Source organism: Treponema saccharophilum DSM 2985 (assembly GCF_000255555.1).
GTDB lineage: Bacteria > Spirochaetota > Spirochaetia > Treponematales > Treponemataceae > Treponema_D > Treponema_D saccharophilum.
On the sequence record NZ_AGRW01000055.1, the window covers coordinates 183805 to 203237 of the forward strand.

Genomic DNA, 19433 nt, shown 5'->3' on the forward strand with positions numbered 1-19433 from the left:
GCCGTATGTTTTTGAAGAAGAATTTTGTCGTTGCGATTTCTGCGCTCCTCTTTTTTTCGGTTCCGCACGGATTGTTCTCTGCGGCGATGAATTCCCGCGTCAGGCTCGTCCCCAAAAACATTGCCGAGCGGATTTTCGTGACGCCGGAAGAAACGCTGCCCGAGCTTGTCGCGTTCCTCGTTTCCGGAAGCGCCGATGTCTCGTCAAAAACGAAGGTCATGCACGACTGGATTTGCGACAACATCGCCTACGATACCGATGTCTTTACGGAGGAAGGCGCGGGCAGCCAGGATTACGAAACCGTCCTCAAAAAAAGGCGCGCTGTCTGTGTCGGGTACGCGAATCTTTTTGCGGCGATGTGCTATTACGCGAAAATTGAGCAGAAGATAATTCCCGGATGGTCAAAAGGCGCGTTCTATCCCGGATATTTGAGGGATGAAAGCGACCACGCGTGGAATGCCGTCAAAATGGGGAACAAATGGCAGCTTATCGACATAACGTGGGATGCCGGATATGTGGAGGGGCGCACGTTTATAAAGCGGTACACGACGCAGTGGCTTTCCCTTTCGCCCGCGCAGTTCATCTACTCGCACCTTCCCGAGGAAAGCCGCTGGCAGCTTCTCGGCGAAAAAGAAATACGCACGGGCGAGAAATTCGTGGAGGAGCCGTATCTTCCGGGGCTGTTTTTTGAGTACGGGCTGAAATTCGGGAAGGAGGAGCCGAAATACACGAACAAAATCGGCGGAATTTTCTCGTTCGACTTGTTGAATTCGAAAGGCGGCGTCATGACGATGTGCAAGCTCAGGAAAAAAGATGGCGGCATCGTTGATGATTCGGTGTGGTACGAGAATATCGGCGGCGGGAAGCGGCTGTTCGTCGATGTCCCCGACGGTGGCGAGTACAGGATAGCGCTTGCGGCTCGGAGCGACGGAAAGCCGATGAACCCGCCGTATTTTTCGCGTGCGGAATTCGAGTCGGGCGTTCTTCCGGCGGCGCGCGCGCTTCTTTCGAAAAAGAAAATCACTGCCGCGGAGCTTGAAAAATTCGAGTCGTCGTATGTTCTCGTGGAGGATAACGGCAGGTATTATTACGCCGACGATCCGCTCGACACCGTCCGCATAAACGCGGTGACGAAAATCCTCAAGGCGCTCGAGCGGAACACGTCGAATTACGAGAACGTCGCCACGCTGTCCGTCCGCGCGGACGAAACGTACGGCGGCTACGGGGATGCTCCCCGCTTTCCGCAGATGTTCCGCGGCTATGACAGGACGTCGCTGTTCCGCGTTTCTCCGCTTGCCGGAAAAGTGAAGCGCGGGACGAGGCAGTCGTTTTCCGTTGAGTCAAAATCGTTCACGAAAATCGCGTTCGTGCTCGGCGGGAACGATTTCGTCTTTTTCGGTAAGAACCCGAAGACGGGCGCGTTTACGCTCGACTTCGACATTCCGCAGGACTGCCCCGACAACCTTGAGGTGTACGCGTCGAAGGACGGCAAGCAGTTCGAGGCGATAATCAGCTATTCCGTTTACTGAAAATCCGCCGTGGGCTGCTTTCATGGAGGAAAAATGAGGAGCACAAAAACAACCAGGATTTTATTTCTCGCCGCGTTTATTCTTCTGCGTTTTCCGTGTTTTTCCGCGGACGTTCCTTCGTGGGTGAAAAAGCCGGAGAAGGAATTCCCGTCGTCGGTTTTTATACGCGCGCTCGGCGAGGGCGATTCGGCGAAGGCGGCTCAGTCGGCTGCAATCGCGGAAATATCGCTTTTCTTCGACACGAAAACGGAAGTCGTGACGGAGGCTGTGAAGGGAATCCAGCTCGTGTCGGGAAACGGCGGGATTGAGAAGAGAAACAGCCAGTCGATTGCGCAGGTCGCGGAGATTTCGTCGTGCGCGGAATTTTTCGGGGCGCAGTTCACCGACAGCTATTTCGACAAGAAGAAAAAAAAGCATTTCGTCCTCGCGTATCTCAACAGGAATGACGCGGCTCTGCTCTACAAATCGAGGATTTCCGCGCTGATGGGGGCAGTCGCATCTTACCGCGCCGAGGCTTTTTCGTGCGGGGAACCGTTCGTCGCGGAGCGCGCGCTGTCGAAGGCGGTCGTCCTTGCGCCTGCCGCGGAGCGATACATCCATGCCGAGACGACAATCATTCCCGCCGACACGAAAACGTATGCCGAGTCGCTCGGAATCCTTTCAAGCCTTCCCACAGAATGCAGCGCGATGAAAAAGAACGTGTCGTTTTCCGTTTCCGTATCGGGCGATGGCGCGGAAAAATTCCCGCGCATTTCGACGGTCGTCTCCTCAGTTGCCGCAAAAAAAGGATACGTCTCCTCGGCTTCCGGTTCCGCGCTGTACGATATCGTCGTCGAGGTCAGCGCGTCTGAGGAAAATTTTGAAATCGGGCCGTTCGTCCGTCCGTCGCTCGACATTTCGATACGGAACAAATCGGGCGCGGGCGTCTATTCGTACTCGAAGCAGTTCCCGCGCGTCGGGGCAAAAACGCTCGACATGGCGTACACGCGCGCGTTCGTGAAGATAAAGCAGGATGTGGAGGAAAATTTCCTTTCGGAGTAGAAAAATCGGCGGCCGAAAATCGAAACGGATAAAATCTGCGGCGGGGGCGTTATAATAGAAGGGCGTCGAAAGACAACGGAATCCCGCCATGTCGTGCAGGGTTCTGATTTTGTTCCCGAAAAATCCGGCGTTTTTCGGCGCGGCGGTGTTTTTGGGGATATGTTTTTACGGAGTTCCCACATGAAAAAAATCGTCCTTCTTCCGGCGCTTCTCGTCTGCGCATTTTGTTCCGGAGAAGTGTTCACCAAGAAAATCGAAGTCGATGAAATCTACAGAATCGAGATGACGTATGATTCGGGCACCGGAATCCTCGACATGAACATGCTCGCGAAAAATACGACGGTTTTCGACGAGCCGTACGCGGAGGAGCAGATGCAGGCGGCGCTCGACGATTTCATCTGCGATTACGAGGTGTGCGGATGCGAAATCCGCAGCCGCGATTTGAATTACCGGTATGACGGCGGAAAATACACGTCGCTAGATAAAAAATTTCACGTTTCAAAGTGATTGTGATAGAATAAGACCTGTCCTGAACGCCCTCGTTTTTCGGACATGTTCCGCCGCTTTGGGGGGTGCCCCGCAAAAAGGCATTTTTTTAGGTTCGTGCCCGGATGAAGGGATTCCGGATTCTTTTGATAGGACTTCAAATGAAAGACGCTTCGATTTTTTTGTGTATGCTTTTCCTTCATATTGTTGATGACTTCAAAATGCAGGGAATTCTTGCGAGCTTCAAGCAAAAATCCTGGTGGGTCGAGAACTCACCCGAGGAACTGTACAAATACGATTGGATTATATCGCTCGTCATGCACTGCATAAGCTGGTCGTTCTGCATAATGTTTCCTATCATGGTCTGGTACCGCTTCGCGATTCCGCTCTGGTTCCTTTTCGTGTTCGTCATAAACGTCGTAATCCACTGCATAATCGACCATCTGAAGGCGAACAGCCAGAAGATAAATCTTGTCGCCGACCAGCTCTGCCACATAATCCAAATCATATTCACGTTTACTGTTTTTTTGCTGTTGAGGTAATGCATGAACAAAAGCGAAGATTTCGAGATATACGAGGACGAGGACGGAAGGAAAATTCTTTCGGCGTACCTCGGTCATGACAAAAAAGTCGTCGTTCCCGACGGAATCGTCGCGATGGAGGACGAGGGAGACGGCTTCATCGACAATAGCGAGGTGGAGGAAATCGTTTTTCCCGACGGTTTCGAGTACATTCCCTCGTATGCCGTTTCCGGATGCAAGAACCTGCGCTCGGTCGTCCTTCCTCCGTCAATCCGCGAGATAAACAACGGCGCGTTCAACGACTGCGTGAACCTTGAGTCGGTCAATTTTCCCGACGGGCTTGAGATTATCGCGACGCAGGCGTTCGACAGCTGCGTGAAGCTCAACGCGGATACCGTCTCGCTTCCCCCGTCGCTCCTTGAACTTGCGTTCGACTCCTTTGCGGACACGCTCTCAATCTTGAGGAAGAATCCTGTTTTTGTGGAGAAGAACGGCGTCGTCCTGAACACCGCCACGAATTTCGTGCTTTGCCCGACGAGCGACATCGGCGAGGAGAACCATCTTGCGCTAGCGTCGATTCCGGCAGAGGCGGAGGGGCTTGCGTGGAATTCGTATTCATTCGGGACGTTCAGCAAAATCGAGATTCCGAACGGCGTCTCGTATATAGGGCGCGGCGCGTTCATGTTCTGCAAGAATTTGTGCCGCGTCGAGCTTCCCCCGAGCGTCGAGGTGCTCGATTCCGGGGCGTTCATAAACTGCGACAATCTTGAGGAAGTCGTCTTCTGCGGCGGAGACGGCGACGTCGAGCCTGTCGAAATCGGGAGCATGGCGTTTGCCGGATGCTTCAAGCTGCGCAAAGTTGTAGTTCCCTCCGGTTCTACAGTAGCTGACGATGCGTTTGAATCTGACGTGGAGGTTGTTTTCGGTTCGCGTATGTCGTAATAAGCAAAATTCCGTATTTTTTTGTTTGTTGCTAATCGGAGCGTTGTCGAATAGAATGGGCGCACGTTTTCAGAATTAACTTTTCTGCCCTCTAAAATCGCATTTCTCATTCTATCTATCTATATTTTTTTTAGGAGGACTAATATGTCCAGAAAGAAACAGTCAATGGACGGAAACCAGGCCGCGGCCCACGTCGCGTACGCGTTTACCGAGGTTGCTGGAATCTATCCAATCACTCCGTCGTCACCAATGGCTGACTGGGTTGACAACTGGTCTGCTAGCGGTCAGAAGAACATTTTCGGTGAGAAAGTGAAAGTCATCGAAATGGAATCCGAGGCCGGTGCTGCCGGAACTGTGCACGGTTCTTTGGCATCGGGCGCGCTGACGACAACGTTCACCGCGTCGCAGGGTCTTCTTCTGATGATTCCGAACATGTACAAGATTGCTGCCGAGCAGCTTCCGTGCGTGTTCCACGTTGCGGCGCGCTGCGTCGCGACACAGTCGCTCAACATTTTCGGCGACCATTCGGATGTCTATGCCTGCCGTCAGACAGGATGCGCCATGCTCGCGGAAAGCAACCCGCAGGAAGTCATGGATTTGGCTCCCGTTGCGCACCTTGCCGCGCTTGAGGGAAAAGTCGCCTTCATAAACTTCTTCGACGGATTCCGCACTTCACACGAAATCCAGAAAATCGAGGCGTGGGATTACGCCGACCTCAAGGATATGGTGAACATGGATGCCGTCAAGGCATTCCGCGACCATGCGCTCAACCCGGAGCATCCGGCAATGCGCGGCTCGCACGAGAACGGTGACGTTTTCTTCCAGCACCGCGAGGCATGCAACTCTACGTACGATGCGCTTCCCGCCGTCGTCGAGAAGTACATCAACAAAATCAACGAGAAGCTCGGCACGAACTACGGCCTTTTCGATTATTACGGTGCCGCCGATGCCGACCGCGTTATCGTCGCGATGGGCTCAATCTGCGATGTCGCGGAGGAAGTCATCGACTACCTCACGAAGAAGGGCGAGAAAGTCGGTCTCATCAAGGTTCACCTTTACAGGCCGTGGGTTTCCGCAAAATTCCTCGAGAAACTTCCGAAGACCGCGAAGAAAGTCGCTGTCCTCGACAGGACGAAGGAGCCGGGTTCTCTCGGCGAGCCGCTCTTCCTCGATGTCGCGACGACGTTGCGCGAGGCTGGGCTGAACGACGTCGTTCTTTCCGGCGGACGCTATGGTCTCGGCTCGAAGGACACGCCGCCGTCAAGCGTTTTCGCTGTCTACACGGAACTTGCGAAGGATGCGCCGAAGGCGCGCTTCACGCTCGGAATCACGGACGACGTTACGAATCTCTCTCTTCCCGAAGTCAAGCCGGCTCCGATTACCTCTGCTGAGGGAACGGTCGAGTGCAAATTCTGGGGAATCGGCGGCGACGGTACTGTCGGCGCGAACAAGGATTCGACAAAAATCATCGGCGACCATACCGACAAATACATCCAGGCGTACTTCCAGTACGACTCGAAGAAGACGGGCGGAATCACGATTTCGCACCTGCGCTTCGGCGACAAACCGATTCGCTCTCCGTACTACATCAACCAGGCCGACTTGGTCGCCTGCCACAACCAGTCCTACATCATCAAGGGCTACAAGATGGTTCAGGACGTGAAGGACGGCGGAACGTTCCTCATCAACTGCCAGTGGAGCGACGAGGAGCTCGACAAGCATCTTCCGGCGGAATCGAAGAAATACATCGCCGACCACAACATCAAGGTGTACACCGTCGACGCGGTTGACATCGCGACGAAAATCGGCCTCGGAAAACGCACTTCGACTGTTCTTCAGTCTGCATTCTTCAAGCTCGCGGGCGTTCTCCCCGCAGAAGAAGCAATCAAGTACATGAAGGAGAAGGTCGTCGCGAAGTTCTCGAAGAAAGGACAGGACATCGTCGACATGAACTGCCAGGCGATTGACCAGGGCGCGGGCGCTTTGCACGAGGTTAAGATTCCCGATTCTTGGAAGAACCCTGCTGCCGATGCGGCGAAACCCGCGCTCAAGGGCGAGAAGAAGACCGTCGAGATGGTCGAGAAGCTCATGAACCCGATTGCGCTCATGGACGGCGACAACCTCCCGGTCTCGGCGTTCAAGGACATCGCGGACGGTCAGTTCCAGCTCGGAGCTTCCGCTTACGAGAAGCGCGGAACAGCCGTTATGATTCCGGCTTGGAATTCAGAGACGTGCGTGCAGTGCAACTCGTGCGCGTTCGTCTGCTCTCACGCGACAATCCGCCCGTACCTTCTTACTGCTGACGAGGCATCGAAAGTCGAGGGACTCGGCGCGAAGACGCTCGCGGTGAAGAACCCGAAACTGTCTCAGTACAAGTATACGCTTTCCGTTTCTCCGCTTGATTGTATGGGATGCGGCGAGTGTACGACTGTTTGTCCGACGAAGTCGCTCACGATGGTTCCGCAGGAATCTCTTGTCCAGAACCAGGGACAGTGGGATTACCTCGTCGCGAACGTGTCGAAGAAGCCGGAAGTGGACACGATGCCGCTTTCACCGATGACGTCTCAGTACAACCAGCCGCTTCTTGAGTTCTCTGGCTCTTGCGCTGGCTGTGCGGAAACTTCATACGCGCGTCTCATCACTCAGCTTTTCGGCGAGCACATGTACATCTCGAACGCTACGGGTTGTTCTTCAATCTGGGGCGGACCTGCTGCGACGGCTCCTTACACAATCAACAAGGACTCGAAGAAAGGCCCGGCGTGGGCGAACTCCCTCTTCGAGGACAACGCGGAGCACGGTCTCGGTATGTACGCCGGCCAGAAATACATCCGCGACAACCTCATCGAGCAGATTAAGGAAATCGCGGAGAGCGACAAGGCTTCTGCCGAGCTCAAGGCTGCGTTCGACAAATTCATCGAGACGAAGGACAACACCCTCGCGAACAGCCCCGCAAGCGACGCGCTTATCGCCGAGCTTGAGAAAGTGCAGTGCGACTGCGTGAAGCCGATTCTTGAGAAGAAAGCGTACCTTCCCAAAAAATCCGTCTGGATTATGGGCGGCGACGGCTGGGCTTATGATATCGGTTTCGGCGGCTTGGACCACGTCTTGGCTTCCGGCGAGAACATCAACGTCATGGTATTCGATACGGAGATGTACTCGAACACGGGCGGACAGGCTTCAAAGGCTTCGAACATCGGCGAGGTCTGCCAGTTCGCGGCTGCAGGAAAGGAGATGGGCAAGAAATCGCTTGCTGAAATCGCTATGAGCTACGGCTACGTTTACGTCGCGCAGATTGCGCTCGGCGCGAACCCCGCACAGGCGCTCAAGGCAATTCAGGAGGCTGAGGCATACAACGGTCCGTCGCTCATCATCGGATACGCTCCGTGCGAGCTCCACGGCGTGAAGGGCGGAATGAACCACTGCCAGGACGAGATGAAGGCTGCCGTGAAGGCCGGTTACTGGAACCTCTTCAGCTTCAACCCGGCTCTCAAGGCGGAAGGCAAGAATCCGTTCACGCTCACGTCAAAAGAGGGTGACGGAAGCTACCAGGCGTTCCTCAACAACGAGACACGCTACAGCGCGCTCACCCGCAAGTTCCCGGAAAGGGCGAAAGTCCTCTTCGACAGGAACGAGCAGGCCGCGAAAGCCAAGTTCGAGCACCTGCAGAAACTGGTTGAGCTTTACAAATAATTGTCACACGGATTCGATTTTGCTAACGCAAAATCATAGCTGATGTGAACGCCCCTTGCGAGGAGATTTCCTTGCGAGGGGCGATTGACTGAAAAATGAACGCCGTTCTTTCGACGAGAGATTGTTGAAAGAACGGCGTTTTTTGTAAAGTCTTAGGCTTTTTTGAATAAAATACCCTGACAGAAAAGAATCTGTTGGGGTATTTTATTGTTTGAAAAAAAGGCATTTTCTAAACTTGTCTTTTGCTGAATATGGGCTAATATATAAGTACACTTTGGATTATCCCATATTTATAGAATCTGTAAAGTCTGCTGCATTTGAAGAATGGAGATTAACATTTTCTTCTCAAATGCCAATTACAACAATTTCACATATACGACAAGTTCGAGCACTTGCAGAAGCTGGTTGAGCTGTACAAATAAGCAGCTTCGGCTTCGCTCAGTGACCACAAGTGTTTTTTGAGCGAACGCGGAATCACCTAAAACAAAAAACGCTCCCTTGAGAGGAAGAGATTCCTTTTGGGGGAGCGTTTTTGTTGTGTGTATTAGCTGCGAGTTTTTTCCGTTGTGCCGGGAAAGAGCGTGTGGATTGCCCAAAATTGCGGAAAATGAAAGCGGGAAATATGTTTTTTCCGATGTGTTTTTGCACGAAAATGACAAAAAGTTAACAAAAAGAAGAATTAAATGATAAAAATCGGGAAGATTTTTTTTGACAGCTGTAGAGAGAGGGTTTTATACTTTCAGCAATATTAGTTGGAAAGAGAGAGACGGCACTTTGACGTGGGCTGCCGGATTTCTCGGTAAAACGGGTTGGGGACGGAGGAGGCGTCTTCACATGGGAGGATTCTGCGTCGTTCGGAACGCGCGAATTTGTTGCCGCGAGGTTCCGCTGATGCTGCGCCACGGGTTCGTGAAATGCGGATTCGGGAATGTGGCTCATTAAAAAAAGGAGAAATGCAGGGTGTAGCCCTGTGAAAATTGCAAAGGTTGGAGATTTAATATGAAAAAGGTTATAACTGTCGCCGCGCTTGCTGCTGCTGTTGCGGGATTGGCTTCCGCTGATATTTCTTTCGGTTCGTGGGGAAGGGGTCTTTGGATTACCGCCGCGAACTCCGGAGACGGCGATATAGTGACGGATGTGCACCAGTCTTGGGGCGGAAATGCTCCCCGTACTGCGCTTGCCGTCAGCGGCGATTCTGACAACGTTGGTTTCAAACTTGACATCCACGGAAATGGAACTGATTTCGGTATGGGCGACAACGCTTATATCTGGGTCAAGCCGATTGAGCAGGTAAAACTTTACATGGGAAAATTGGACGTGAACGCTCTCCGCAGCGACGTCGCTTACGGATTGTGGAACTGGGACCGCCTTGGTTGTGTCAACAAGCGCATCGAATGCGAAGGCTGGACATTCCCCGCATTCGTCAAGGGAAACGGCGTCAGCATCCAGGCAACCCCCGTTGAGGGCTTGACCCTTGTTGCTGATATTCCGCTTAATCTTGACGGAACTGCAAAAAAATTCTCGGATACATACGGCCGCAGCGCGAAATACGCCGCAGCTTACGATATAAAGGACGTCGGAACGTTCAAGCTCGGTTTGGAGACAAAGGCGCGCGCGACAAAAGTCGGCGAGACTGAGTCAAAAGAGAACGTGCAGATTGACGTGGCGTTCGACGTCAGCGCAGTCGAGAACGCGAGCATCTCTGTCGGCGCAAGAATCCCGACTCTGAACGGTGCTACTACTGATGGTGGGTATAACAATCCTTATGTTACGCTCGGCGGAAGCTACAAGGCTGACGCTCTCACGGCTCACCTCCTTGCCGGCGTAGCAATCAATGCTGCTGATAAAAAAGAAAACAAGGATGACGCTCTCGGATTCAGCTTCGGCGTTGGCGCTGACTACGACCTCGGCGAGGGACTTGGAGTCTTCGCTGATGTCCGCTACGCGAACGGAATCTGGCAGAACTCTTCTTCTGCTGACCACATGGACAGCCTCGTCTTTGGTCTCGGCGTTGAGAAGGGTTGGTCAAACGGAAAGATTGGTATCGCATTCGAAGGTGCTACAAACAACGGTGGCCGCTACCCACTTAAGAACGCTTACTTCGATGAAAATGACAAATTCCTTGGAGTTGGCGAAGACTTCTCTTGGGAAATCCCGGTCAAGTTCGAGTACTGGTTCTAATCTGAGCGCTCTTTCAGCATAAACTAGACAAGAAGGAAGCCCTTCCGCAGTTTGCGGAGGGGCTTTTTATTTGCGCTTGCGCTTGCGGAGTCGTTTGCGAGTTCTAAGATTGGCTTGGTTTGTAGCAAGCTCGCTTGCTGAATCTTTTGCGCGTTCTAAGATTGGGGTTATTGTAGCAAGCGTGCGCCGGCACGCGGGGGCGCGTGCCTACCTTGGTGGGGGCGCTTGCAGGGTCTTTTGCGAGTTCTAAGATTGGGGTTATTGTAGCAAGCGTGCGCTGGCACGCGGGGGCGTTCCTACCCGAGTGGGGACTTCATGGACAAAAAACTCAGTGAGAATTTCAAAAAAAGTTACTGAGAATTTTAAAAAAGTCAGTGGCTTTTTGGGAAAAACTCACTGAGAATTTTACAGCAAATCCGAGTTCCCGTTCTGGAAAAAGTAAAGTCAAACACAAATAAAAGGGATTCCGTTGGAAATCCCGAATCCGTGTGGCACTATTTCGCACGCGTGAGGCGGAGATTGCTGGAGGTTTAACGTTGACGAAGGGAATCTTCTCGCGTAATATAAACGAAATCGGAGACGACTGCGGAAAGAAGCAACTTGCCTCCGTTGGCTTGTTATAAAGCCCGTCGAAGTTGGTCACTGTCAGGCGGGCTTTTTTTATGCTCTAGTCCTTATTTTTTCAGGAAGGTGAGCACCTGTATAACCAAACCGGCAAGAGCGATGCAGAGCATCACAATCTCGTAAGTCGTCACAGAGAGCCTCCTTCATTCATGAGAAATCGGAGGCAAGCGCGCTTGCAGAGTCTTTTGGGAGTTCTAAGATTGGGTTTGTTGTAGCAAGCGTGCGCCAGCACGCGGGGCGTGCCTACCTTGGTGGTGAAGTGGGCTTTCGGGGATGCGTGCCTACCCGAGCGGGGAGGTTGGGTGTTGTTTGTTCTGGAGCTTAAAAACGTTGACGAAGGAAATCATCTCGCGTAATATAAACGAAATCGGGGACGTTCGCGAAAAGCGCGACTTGCCTCCGTTAGCGATTTATATAAACCGCCCTCGAAGTCGTCACACTGTGGGGCGGTTTTTTTATGCTTCTAACCTATTTGAACAGGAAAGAGAGCACCTGTATTATCAGACTGAGAATCATGATGACGAGCACCACGATGTCGTAAATCTTCATACAGACAGCCTCCTTCATTCACGAGAAATCGGAGGCAAGCGCGCTTGCAGAGTCTTTTGGGAGTTCTAAGATTGGGTTTGTTGTAGCAAGCGTGCGCCGGCACGCGGGGCGTGCCTACCTTGGTGGTGAAGTGGGCTTTCGGGAATGCGTGCCTACCCGAGCGGGGAGGTGGGGGTGTTGTTTGTTCTGGAGCTTAAAAACGTTGACGAAGGAAATCCCACACGAGAAAATAAAAGCAAATATCGAAAATCCACCAAGGCGCACACCTGCCACGCAGGTGCTGCGGGCGCACGCTCCAAACTGCGAAGATAAACGCGGATAAACTAATGCATGCACGAAAAACTCGTAAAACAAAGCATACTTCCATCCATCCATCAGGGCGCACTCCCGCTACGCGGGAGCTGCGGGCGCACGCTCCAAACTGCGAAGATAAACGCGGGTAAAACAAAGCGTACCCCGCGCCATCCACTAGGGCGCACACCTGCTTTTGCAGGTTGCGGGCGCACGCTCCAAACCGCAAATGATAAACGCGCGTTAACCAAAGCGTACCCCGCGTCATCCACCAGGGCGCACACCTGCTTTTGCAGGTTGCGGGCGCACGCTCCAAACCGCAAATGATAAACGCGCGTTAATCAAAGCGTGCGCTCGACGCTCGTTAACTAATGCGTGCGCCTGTGGTAAGATTCCCCCATATTAAAATCAGGAGTTTCATGATGAAAAAAATTGCGGCAGGAATCGCGGTGTGTGTGTTTGCGCTCTGCTCATGCGCGAGTTCCGGAAAAGTTGATGAGTACGGGACTGTTTCGGCTCCGGCAGCTGAAGAAGGGCAGAAGTCGGAAGCTGTTTCCTCGGAGGAAAATTACAGCGACGCAAAAATACGCGGCGGGAAGAAATCGTTTTCGGAGCAGTTTTTCGGAACGGAGAAATTCGAGAAGATAGACGAGATGACGCTCACGCTCAAAACGACGTTCGGAAACACGATTTTGCGGAAGGGCTATTCGATATACAAACCGCACACCGATATGGCGGGATTCTACGTTCTTTACGACACGTCGTCGTACGCGTTCTTCCTCGCGAAGGCGGAGCGCAACGCTCTGATACGCGCCGTCGACAGGTATTTTGAGGATTTCGAGGCGCGTCGTCTTGAAAAAAAGGCGAAGAAAACGGAGCGCGCGTACGGTTCCGTCGTCGCGTATGAGGAATTCGGCATAAACGCGAGGATGCTTTCGAACCGCTCGAAACCGACTGTTTATTTCGGATATAAATTCATCGGAAAATCGCCCTATTTCTGCATATTTGTTCCGCCTACGGAGAACCTTTCCAAGGACAAAGGCGAGAACCACGCGGACACCGTCATCGAGCAGCGCTACTACTTCACGAAGGCGCAGGCGCGCGCCCTCGCGGATTTCCTCTGCGACGACTCAATTGACCCGCGCTACGAGCCGGAAACCCCTGCGAAGAGCGCCGTCGACGAATACGAGGAGGCTGCTCCCGCCGAGTGAGCGTTTTTATAAAACCTGTTGGGAAAACTCAGTTTCCGAACAGGTCTGTTCTCGCGGGCGGGGAATCAGATTTGCAGTTCCTTGTAGAACCCCTGCACGACTTCCGCCGATTTTTGCAGGAGAGCACGCTCCTCGTCCGCGAGTTTTATCTCGACGATTTCCTTCGCGCCGTTCTTGTTGATTATCGTCGGGACGCTCAGGAACATATTGTTCAGCCCGTACTCGCCGTTCAATCCGACGCTGACGGGAAGAATCCTGTTCTCGTTGAACAGAATCGATTTGATTATCGCCGTCGCGCTTGATGCGATTCCGTAGCAGGTGTTTCCCTTCCTGTTGAAGATTTCCCATCCGGCTTCCTTCGTCCTTTTGAGAAGCTCGTCCTTCGTTATGTCCTTCGTCCTGTCGGCGTTGTCCGCAAACACGTCTGAAAGGTTTTTCCCGCCGATTGTCGCGCTCGCCCATGAGACCATCTCGCTGTCGCCGTGCTCCGCCATGACGAACGCCTCGACGCTTTTTGCGTCAAGGTTGTACATTTTCGAAAGCTCGCAGCAGAGACGCGCCGTGTCGAGCGTCGTTCCAGTTCCGATGATGCGGTTTTTCGGAAGGCGGGAAAGCTTCCAGATGTAGTATGACATGATGTCGACGGGATTCGAGATGACGACGAAAACGCCGTCGAACCCGTTCGACATCACGCTGTCGACGATGCTCTTGACGATTCTCATGCTCGGTGCGAGCATCTCAAGCCTGTTGTGCGAATCCTTGGGCATGGGGGCGCTCGCCGTTATAACGACGACATCCGCGTCCCTGCAGTCGGAATAGTCCCCCGCCTTTATGGACATGTTCCTGTTCATGAAATAAATCGAATGCTGCATGTCCAGCGCTTCAGCAATCGCCTTGTCCTTGTTCACGTCGATGAGGACGACTTCCTCGCAGATTGCCTGGTTCAGGATGCTGTATGCCGTTGTTGCCCCGACATTTCCGGCTCCGACGATGACGACTTTCGAATCTTTGAAACTCATTTTTCACCTCTTTTGCGCACAAGACGCGCAGTATTATTCGGAAAGGGATTATATCGGCGCTTGCGGAGTTTTGCGAGTTCTAAGTTCGGCTTTGTTGTAGCAAGCGTGCGCCGGCACGCGCTTGGGCGCGTACCTTCCGCGGTGGGGGGCGAGGGTGCGCTTGCGGGGCGTTTCGAGTTCTAAGATTGGCTTGGTCGGAGCAAGCGTTCGCCGGCACGCGCGGGTGCGCGTACCTACCGTGGTGGGTGTGCGAGGGTGGCTTTGATTTTGCGCTTGCGGGGATTTTTGCGTTCTAAGATTGGATTGGTCGGAGCAAGCGTTCGCCGGCACGCGCGGGTGCGCGTACCTACCGTGGTGAGGTGTGCGAGGTAATTTTCTGATTTTTCGTTCTGATTTTGCGCTTGCGGAGCGTTTTCGAATTTTAGGATTGCTATTTGTCGGAGTAATTGCTCAATTCTATGTCATATATACATCATCCACAAAGGTGCGAACGCTATAAAAAGCGGATGGTAAGCGCGGGTAAAATAATGTGTGCGCAATTGACTAAATAAAAATCTGCGTGTATTTTAAAAAAACGGGGACGCTTGGAAGATTAAGCGATTACCTCCGTGTTGCTTATACAAGCCCGTCGAAGTTGGTCACTGTCTGGCGGGCTTTTTTATGCTCTTGTCCTATTTTTTTAGGAAGGTGAGCAGGTCTATAATCAGATTCAATATCATGATGACAAGTACCACGATTTCGTAAATCGTCATAGACAGCCTCCTTCTTCCATGAAGAATCGGAGGCAACCGCCATAATCTAAAAAGCGTTCCCTTGTAAATTATGCTATAGAAAACACAGTAAAAAAAACAATCGGCGCTTGCGGGGATTTTTGCGTTCTGAGATTGGATTGGTCGGAGCAAGCGTTCGCCGGCACGCGCTGGTGCGCGTACCTACCGTGGTGGGGAGTGCGAGTGTGTGCTTTGATTTTGCGCTTGCAGGGATTTTTGCGTTCTAAGATTGGCTTGATTGTAGCAAGCGTTCGCCGGCACGCGCTGGTGCGCGTACCTACCGTGGTGAGGTGTGCGAGGTAATTTTCTGATTCTTTGTTCTGAGATTGGATTTTTTTGTTGGGGTGTTTTCGGTAAAATCGGTTTTATGGAAATGGAATCTTTGACAATTGTTCAGCGGGCGATTGCTGGGGCTGTGGAGGCGTTCGGGGAGCGGGCGCGGTTTTCGGAGGCGGACATCGCGAAGAAGGTGAGGGCGGCGGCTGGTATCAGCGGGAAGAAGCGGGCGGGAATCGCGCTTTCCGATTTGGAGGCGGCACTTTCGGCTGTTCCAGCTGGGGATGGGCTTTCTTGGGCTGTTTCTGTCTCGTCGGCGAACGTCATCCTTGTGGAGCGGACGCCGACGGAAAAGGAAATCGGCGCGGATGTGCGGAAACGGCGCGTCGCAAGCGAGAAGTCGAGCGAGCTGCTCGTCAGTTCCGATTTTTCGGCGGTCGTGAAGAAGAAAATCGGGCGGAAAGATGCCGTGAAGGCGCGGAAGTCGGCGAGGACCGAGCGGAAATCGCTCAATATATATTCGAATTTCGACGATTTCGAGTGATTTCAGCATATTCGCGGAGTTCCTTTCATTGTGATAGAATTATGCTCCCGCTTTTCGGGGAAACTGGGCCGCTTCCGGATTTTCCGCGCGGCTCAAAGGAGGAACTCATGACTGACAAAGAACTTGTCGAGATGGCGCTTGACGCCAGGAAAAATGCCTACACGCCTTATTCAAAATATCAGGTCGGAGCCGCGCTTCTCTGCGATGACGGAACCGTTTTCACGGGATGCAACATAGAAAGCGCGTCGTACCCGTGCGGAATTTGCGGCGAGCGCACCGCGATGTCGAAGGCAATCAGCGAGGGGCACATCAAATTCACGAAAATCGCGATTGCCGGCTCTTCCGAAAAAATCTGCACGCCGTGCGGAATGTGCCGCCAGTTCATGTACGAGTTCAACCCGAACCTTGAGGTGCTCTGCTCCGACAATGCCGGAAAATTCGAGAAGCACACCCTTGCCGATTTGCTGTCGTGCGGATTCGGTTCAAGCTCGATGTAGGCGCGCGCATTGATTGTCGCGTGACATTCGCGAATTGGAGCGCGCGCGTGCGCAACGAGGTTGCGCCCCTGGAGGGTCGATTGACGCGAGGAATGTGCGCATTGATTCGGATGGTTGTGCATCGGATGTAGCGCGATGCGTGCGCTTTCATTTTCTGGTGACATTCGTATATTGGAGCGCGCGCGTGCGCAACGCGGTTGCGCCCCTGGAGGGTTGATTGACGCGAGGAAGGTGCGCATTGATAACAGTGTATTATCAGCATTGATAGCGCATTCCCCCTCCCCAAAAAAAATCCCCGTGAAGGTCGTTAGACCTTCACAAATCCGTGTGACAAAAAAACGGCGTTCCCTAGAAAAAAAGCCTTCCCGAAAGGAAAAAACGCATTCTCCCCTTCCAAAAAATCCCCGTGAAGGTCGTTAGACCTTCACAAATCCGTGTGACAAAAAAAACGGCGTTCCCTTAAAAAAAAGCCTTCCCGAAAGGAAAAAACGCATTCCTAAAAAATCCCCCGAAAGAAGAATGGCTTGCCTTTTTACCCTTCAAAATCGGTTTTTTGTTGTCAATGTACTTTTTTTTTGTATAGTCTAAAAACCTATTTCAATGGAGGAGTTTTATGAAAAAATTGAGCAAAGTTCTTTTGGCGCTGATGGCGTCAGCCGCCGCTGTTTTCGTGGCGTCTTCGTTCGTTTCATGTTCCGATGACAGCGATGACGACGGCGCAGGCACGGTTGCGGTTTACAAGGATACTGAAGACGGAACGGAGACGGTCACTTTCTATTCCGATAAAACGTTCAAGGTTCATGTGAACGGAGAAGAATCCGAGGCTGGTTTCAAGATGGTTTTCGACTTCGATGCGATGACCGGAACGTACACTGGCGCCCCAGAGTCTGACGGCGATGTCGTTCTTACGATTGCGAAAGCGGTTAACGAGGATGCTATATCCGAATCAGCCATAATGCAGAAGGTTATGACTGCTGCACAGGCAGGAAAGACATCGGTTACGTTCACGAATGCAGATTATCCGCTTGAGAATGTCGAAAATGCTGAGCCGGTGACTTTGACGGTTGCGAACGGGCTTGTCACTTTTGACGATACCGAATACAAAAGGCAGTAAGTTCTGACTTAAAAAGAGGAATCCGCCCGGATTGAAGCGTTTCGCGTGTCTTTTCGGGCGGATTTTTTATGCGCGGAATCAGTTCACTTTGAGGTGGCGCGGAAGTCCGTCGACCATAATCGGGGAAAGCTCCGCCTGAATCAGCGGGTGGATGTAGTGAATCAAATCCTGCGCCACGTAATCGTCGTCCGTAATCCATTCGAGCGGGACTTTTTTCTCCACGTTCGCGATTTTGCCGACGTCGGCGAGTTCCGTGATGCACATGTACGGGTCGTCGGAGACGCGCTTGAGCACGACGACTTTTCCGGTCTCTCCCTCGAACGCGGCTTTTATCGCGGCGCCCCCGACGTTGTACGCCTCCGTTATGTCCGTCCTGCTCGTCATGTGCGCGGCGCACCGCTGCAGCGTCGAAAGCTCGATTGCGCGCGCCTTCAGTCCGAGAACTGCCGTTATTTTGTTCGCGAGGAATTTTGCCGTTCCCGACATCTGCTTGTGCCCGAACGCATCGACGAATTCGACGTGCTCGGCAAGCTCGAAGACGAACTTCCCGTCGGCTGTTTTAATTCCCTCCGAAACCGCCACGACAATCGAGCGCCCCGTTTTCGACAGGTTCCTGATTTTCTTGATGAATTTCTCCACGTCGAACGGTTTTTCGGGAAGGTAAATCAAATCGACGCCCTCGCAGTCGTCCGATTTTGCCAGCGCCGCCGCCGATGTCAGCCAGCCGGCGTTCCGCCCCATTATCTCCACGACCGTTATCGTCGGATAGTCGTAGACAAGACCGTCGCGTATGATTTCCTTCATCGTTGCCGCTATGAATTTTGCGGCGCTTCCGAATCCCGGCGTGTGGTCGGTAATCGCGAGGTCGTTGTCGATTGTCTTCGGCACGCCCATGAATTTTATCGCGCTCCCGGTTTCCTTCGCGTAATCGGAAAGCTTCTTTATCGTGTCCATCGAATCGTTCCCGCCGATGTACAGGAAATAGCCGATTTCAAGCTCGTCCAGTATCGCGAATATCTTCTCGTACGTTTCGCGCGAGTCCGCTATTTCGGGAAGCTTGTACCGGCACGAGCCGAGATATGATGAAGGCGTTCTTTTGAGAAGGTCGATTGCCATCGTCGTGTTCAGCTTGTCGGAAAGCTCGACGTATTGCCTGTCGAGAAGTCCCTTTATTCCGTGTATCATCCCGTAGACTTTGTTCGCTCCGCGGTCCTTCGCCGTTTTGAAAACGCCTGCAAGGCTTGAGTTGATGACAGAAGTCGGACCACCAGACTGCCCGACGATTACGTTTCCGTTCATTTTTGAGATACCCCCATTTGTCTTCGCTTTTGCCTATAAAAAATTAGCAAAAAAATCTTTTTAATGTCAAAAGCTTTAACTTATTTAAAAGTACCACATCATCGCAATATAAAAACGAAGAGTTTTTTTAAAAACCATAAATAGCGCTTGCAGAAATTTGTGAGTTCTAAGATTGGCTTTGTTGGAGCAAGCGTGCGCCGGCACGCGCGGTGCGCGTACCTCCCCGGGGGCTTGCGGAGATTGTCGAGTTCCAAGATTTGCTTTGTTGGAGCAAGCGTGCGCCGGCACGCGCGGTGCGCGTACCTCCCCCGGGGGCTTGCGGAGATTGTCGAGTTCCAAGATTGGCTTTGTTGGAGCAAGTGTGCGCCAAAAACCGCGAGTTGATTAAAAAAATCGACGCATTCTCACCAAAGCGCACACCCTGCCACGCAGGGGGGGCGAGCGCACGCTCCGAGCAATAAAGATAAACGACGCGACTAACAAGTGCGAGCGCCAACAAACCGCGAGTTGATTATCAAAAAATCGTGCATCCACCAAGGCGCACACCCAGCCACGCAGGGGGGTGCGAGCGCACGCTCCATGCAATAAAGATAAACGCGCGCTAACAAATACGCGTGCCAAAAACCGCGAGTTGATTAAAAAAATCGCGCATTCTCACCAAGGCGCACACCCTGCCACGCAGTGTGTTGCGAGCGCACGCTCCATGCAATAAAGAAAAACGCGCGCTAACAAGTGCGTGCGCCAACAAACGCGAGTTGATTATCAAAAAAATCGTGCATCCACCAAGGCGCACACCCCGTCACGCAGGGGGCGAGCGCACGCTCCATGCAATAAAGATAAACGCGCGCT

The 19433-nt window shown here is 52.7% G+C and carries 13 protein-coding genes; 11 read left to right on the plus strand and 2 right to left on the minus strand.

Going from position 1 to position 19433, the window contains the following annotated elements:
* The first annotated feature begins 5 nt into the window (after positions 1 to 5).
* From TRESADRAFT_RS14655 to TRESADRAFT_RS14690, 8 genes are all read left to right on the plus strand, one after another.
* Positions 6 to 1529, plus strand: coding sequence for a transglutaminase domain-containing protein (locus TRESADRAFT_RS14655; RefSeq protein WP_002706759.1), 1524 nt, complete (start codon positions 6 to 8; stop codon positions 1527 to 1529).
* Positions 1530 to 1562: 33 nt separating this feature from the next.
* Entirely contained in the window at positions 1563 to 2570 is a 1008-nt protein-coding gene (locus TRESADRAFT_RS14660) for a hypothetical protein (RefSeq protein WP_002706761.1), read from the plus strand.
* A gap of 180 nt (positions 2571 to 2750) precedes the next feature.
* Complete coding sequence (locus TRESADRAFT_RS14665) at positions 2751 to 3077, plus strand: hypothetical protein (RefSeq protein WP_002706762.1); 327 nt, start codon at positions 2751 to 2753, stop codon at positions 3075 to 3077.
* 167 nt (positions 3078 to 3244) lie between these two features.
* The gene (locus TRESADRAFT_RS14670) at positions 3245 to 3598 is read left to right on the plus strand and encodes a DUF3307 domain-containing protein (RefSeq protein ID WP_159100072.1); all 354 of its coding nucleotides are present in this window, start codon (positions 3245 to 3247) and stop codon (positions 3596 to 3598) included.
* Positions 3599 to 3601: 3 nt separating this feature from the next.
* Entirely contained in the window at positions 3602 to 4519 is a 918-nt protein-coding gene (locus TRESADRAFT_RS14675; protein ID WP_002706764.1) for a leucine-rich repeat domain-containing protein, read from the plus strand.
* A gap of 144 nt (positions 4520 to 4663) precedes the next feature.
* Positions 4664 to 8209 (plus strand): pyruvate:ferredoxin (flavodoxin) oxidoreductase, encoded by a 3546-nt coding sequence (gene nifJ / locus TRESADRAFT_RS14680; RefSeq protein ID WP_002706766.1) that lies wholly within the window; start codon positions 4664 to 4666, stop codon positions 8207 to 8209.
* 999 nt (positions 8210 to 9208) lie between these two features.
* On the plus strand, positions 9209 to 10390 hold the full coding sequence (locus TRESADRAFT_RS14685) for a hypothetical protein (protein ID WP_002706768.1): 1182 nt from the start codon (positions 9209 to 9211) through the stop codon (positions 10388 to 10390).
* A gap of 1883 nt (positions 10391 to 12273) precedes the next feature.
* Positions 12274 to 13065, plus strand: a complete 792-nt coding sequence (locus TRESADRAFT_RS14690) for a hypothetical protein (protein WP_141607455.1) — start codon at positions 12274 to 12276, stop codon at positions 13063 to 13065.
* A 65-nt stretch (positions 13066 to 13130) separates the two neighbouring features.
* Here the strand turns inward: TRESADRAFT_RS14690 and TRESADRAFT_RS14695 are convergent, their stop codons facing one another.
* Positions 13131 to 14084, minus strand: a complete 954-nt coding sequence (locus TRESADRAFT_RS14695) for an L-lactate dehydrogenase (RefSeq protein ID WP_002706771.1) — start codon at positions 14082 to 14084, stop codon at positions 13131 to 13133.
* 1137 nt (positions 14085 to 15221) lie between these two features.
* Here TRESADRAFT_RS14695 and TRESADRAFT_RS14700 point away from each other — a divergent pair.
* The 3 genes from TRESADRAFT_RS14700 to TRESADRAFT_RS14710 all read left to right on the plus strand — a co-directional run bounded on the left by TRESADRAFT_RS14700 (position 15222) and on the right by TRESADRAFT_RS14710 (position 17285).
* On the plus strand, positions 15222 to 15674 hold the full coding sequence (locus TRESADRAFT_RS14700; protein WP_002706773.1) for a hypothetical protein: 453 nt from the start codon (positions 15222 to 15224) through the stop codon (positions 15672 to 15674).
* 107 nt (positions 15675 to 15781) lie between these two features.
* Entirely contained in the window at positions 15782 to 16171 is a 390-nt protein-coding gene (gene cdd / locus TRESADRAFT_RS14705) for a cytidine deaminase (RefSeq protein WP_002706775.1), read from the plus strand.
* A 613-nt stretch (positions 16172 to 16784) separates the two neighbouring features.
* On the plus strand, positions 16785 to 17285 hold the full coding sequence (locus TRESADRAFT_RS14710) for a hypothetical protein (protein WP_002706776.1): 501 nt from the start codon (positions 16785 to 16787) through the stop codon (positions 17283 to 17285).
* A gap of 78 nt (positions 17286 to 17363) precedes the next feature.
* Here the strand turns inward: TRESADRAFT_RS14710 and TRESADRAFT_RS14715 are convergent, their stop codons facing one another.
* Positions 17364 to 18584, minus strand: coding sequence for a 6-phosphofructokinase (locus TRESADRAFT_RS14715; RefSeq protein WP_002706778.1), 1221 nt, complete (start codon positions 18582 to 18584; stop codon positions 17364 to 17366).
* Positions 18585 to 19433: the final 849 nt, after the last annotated feature.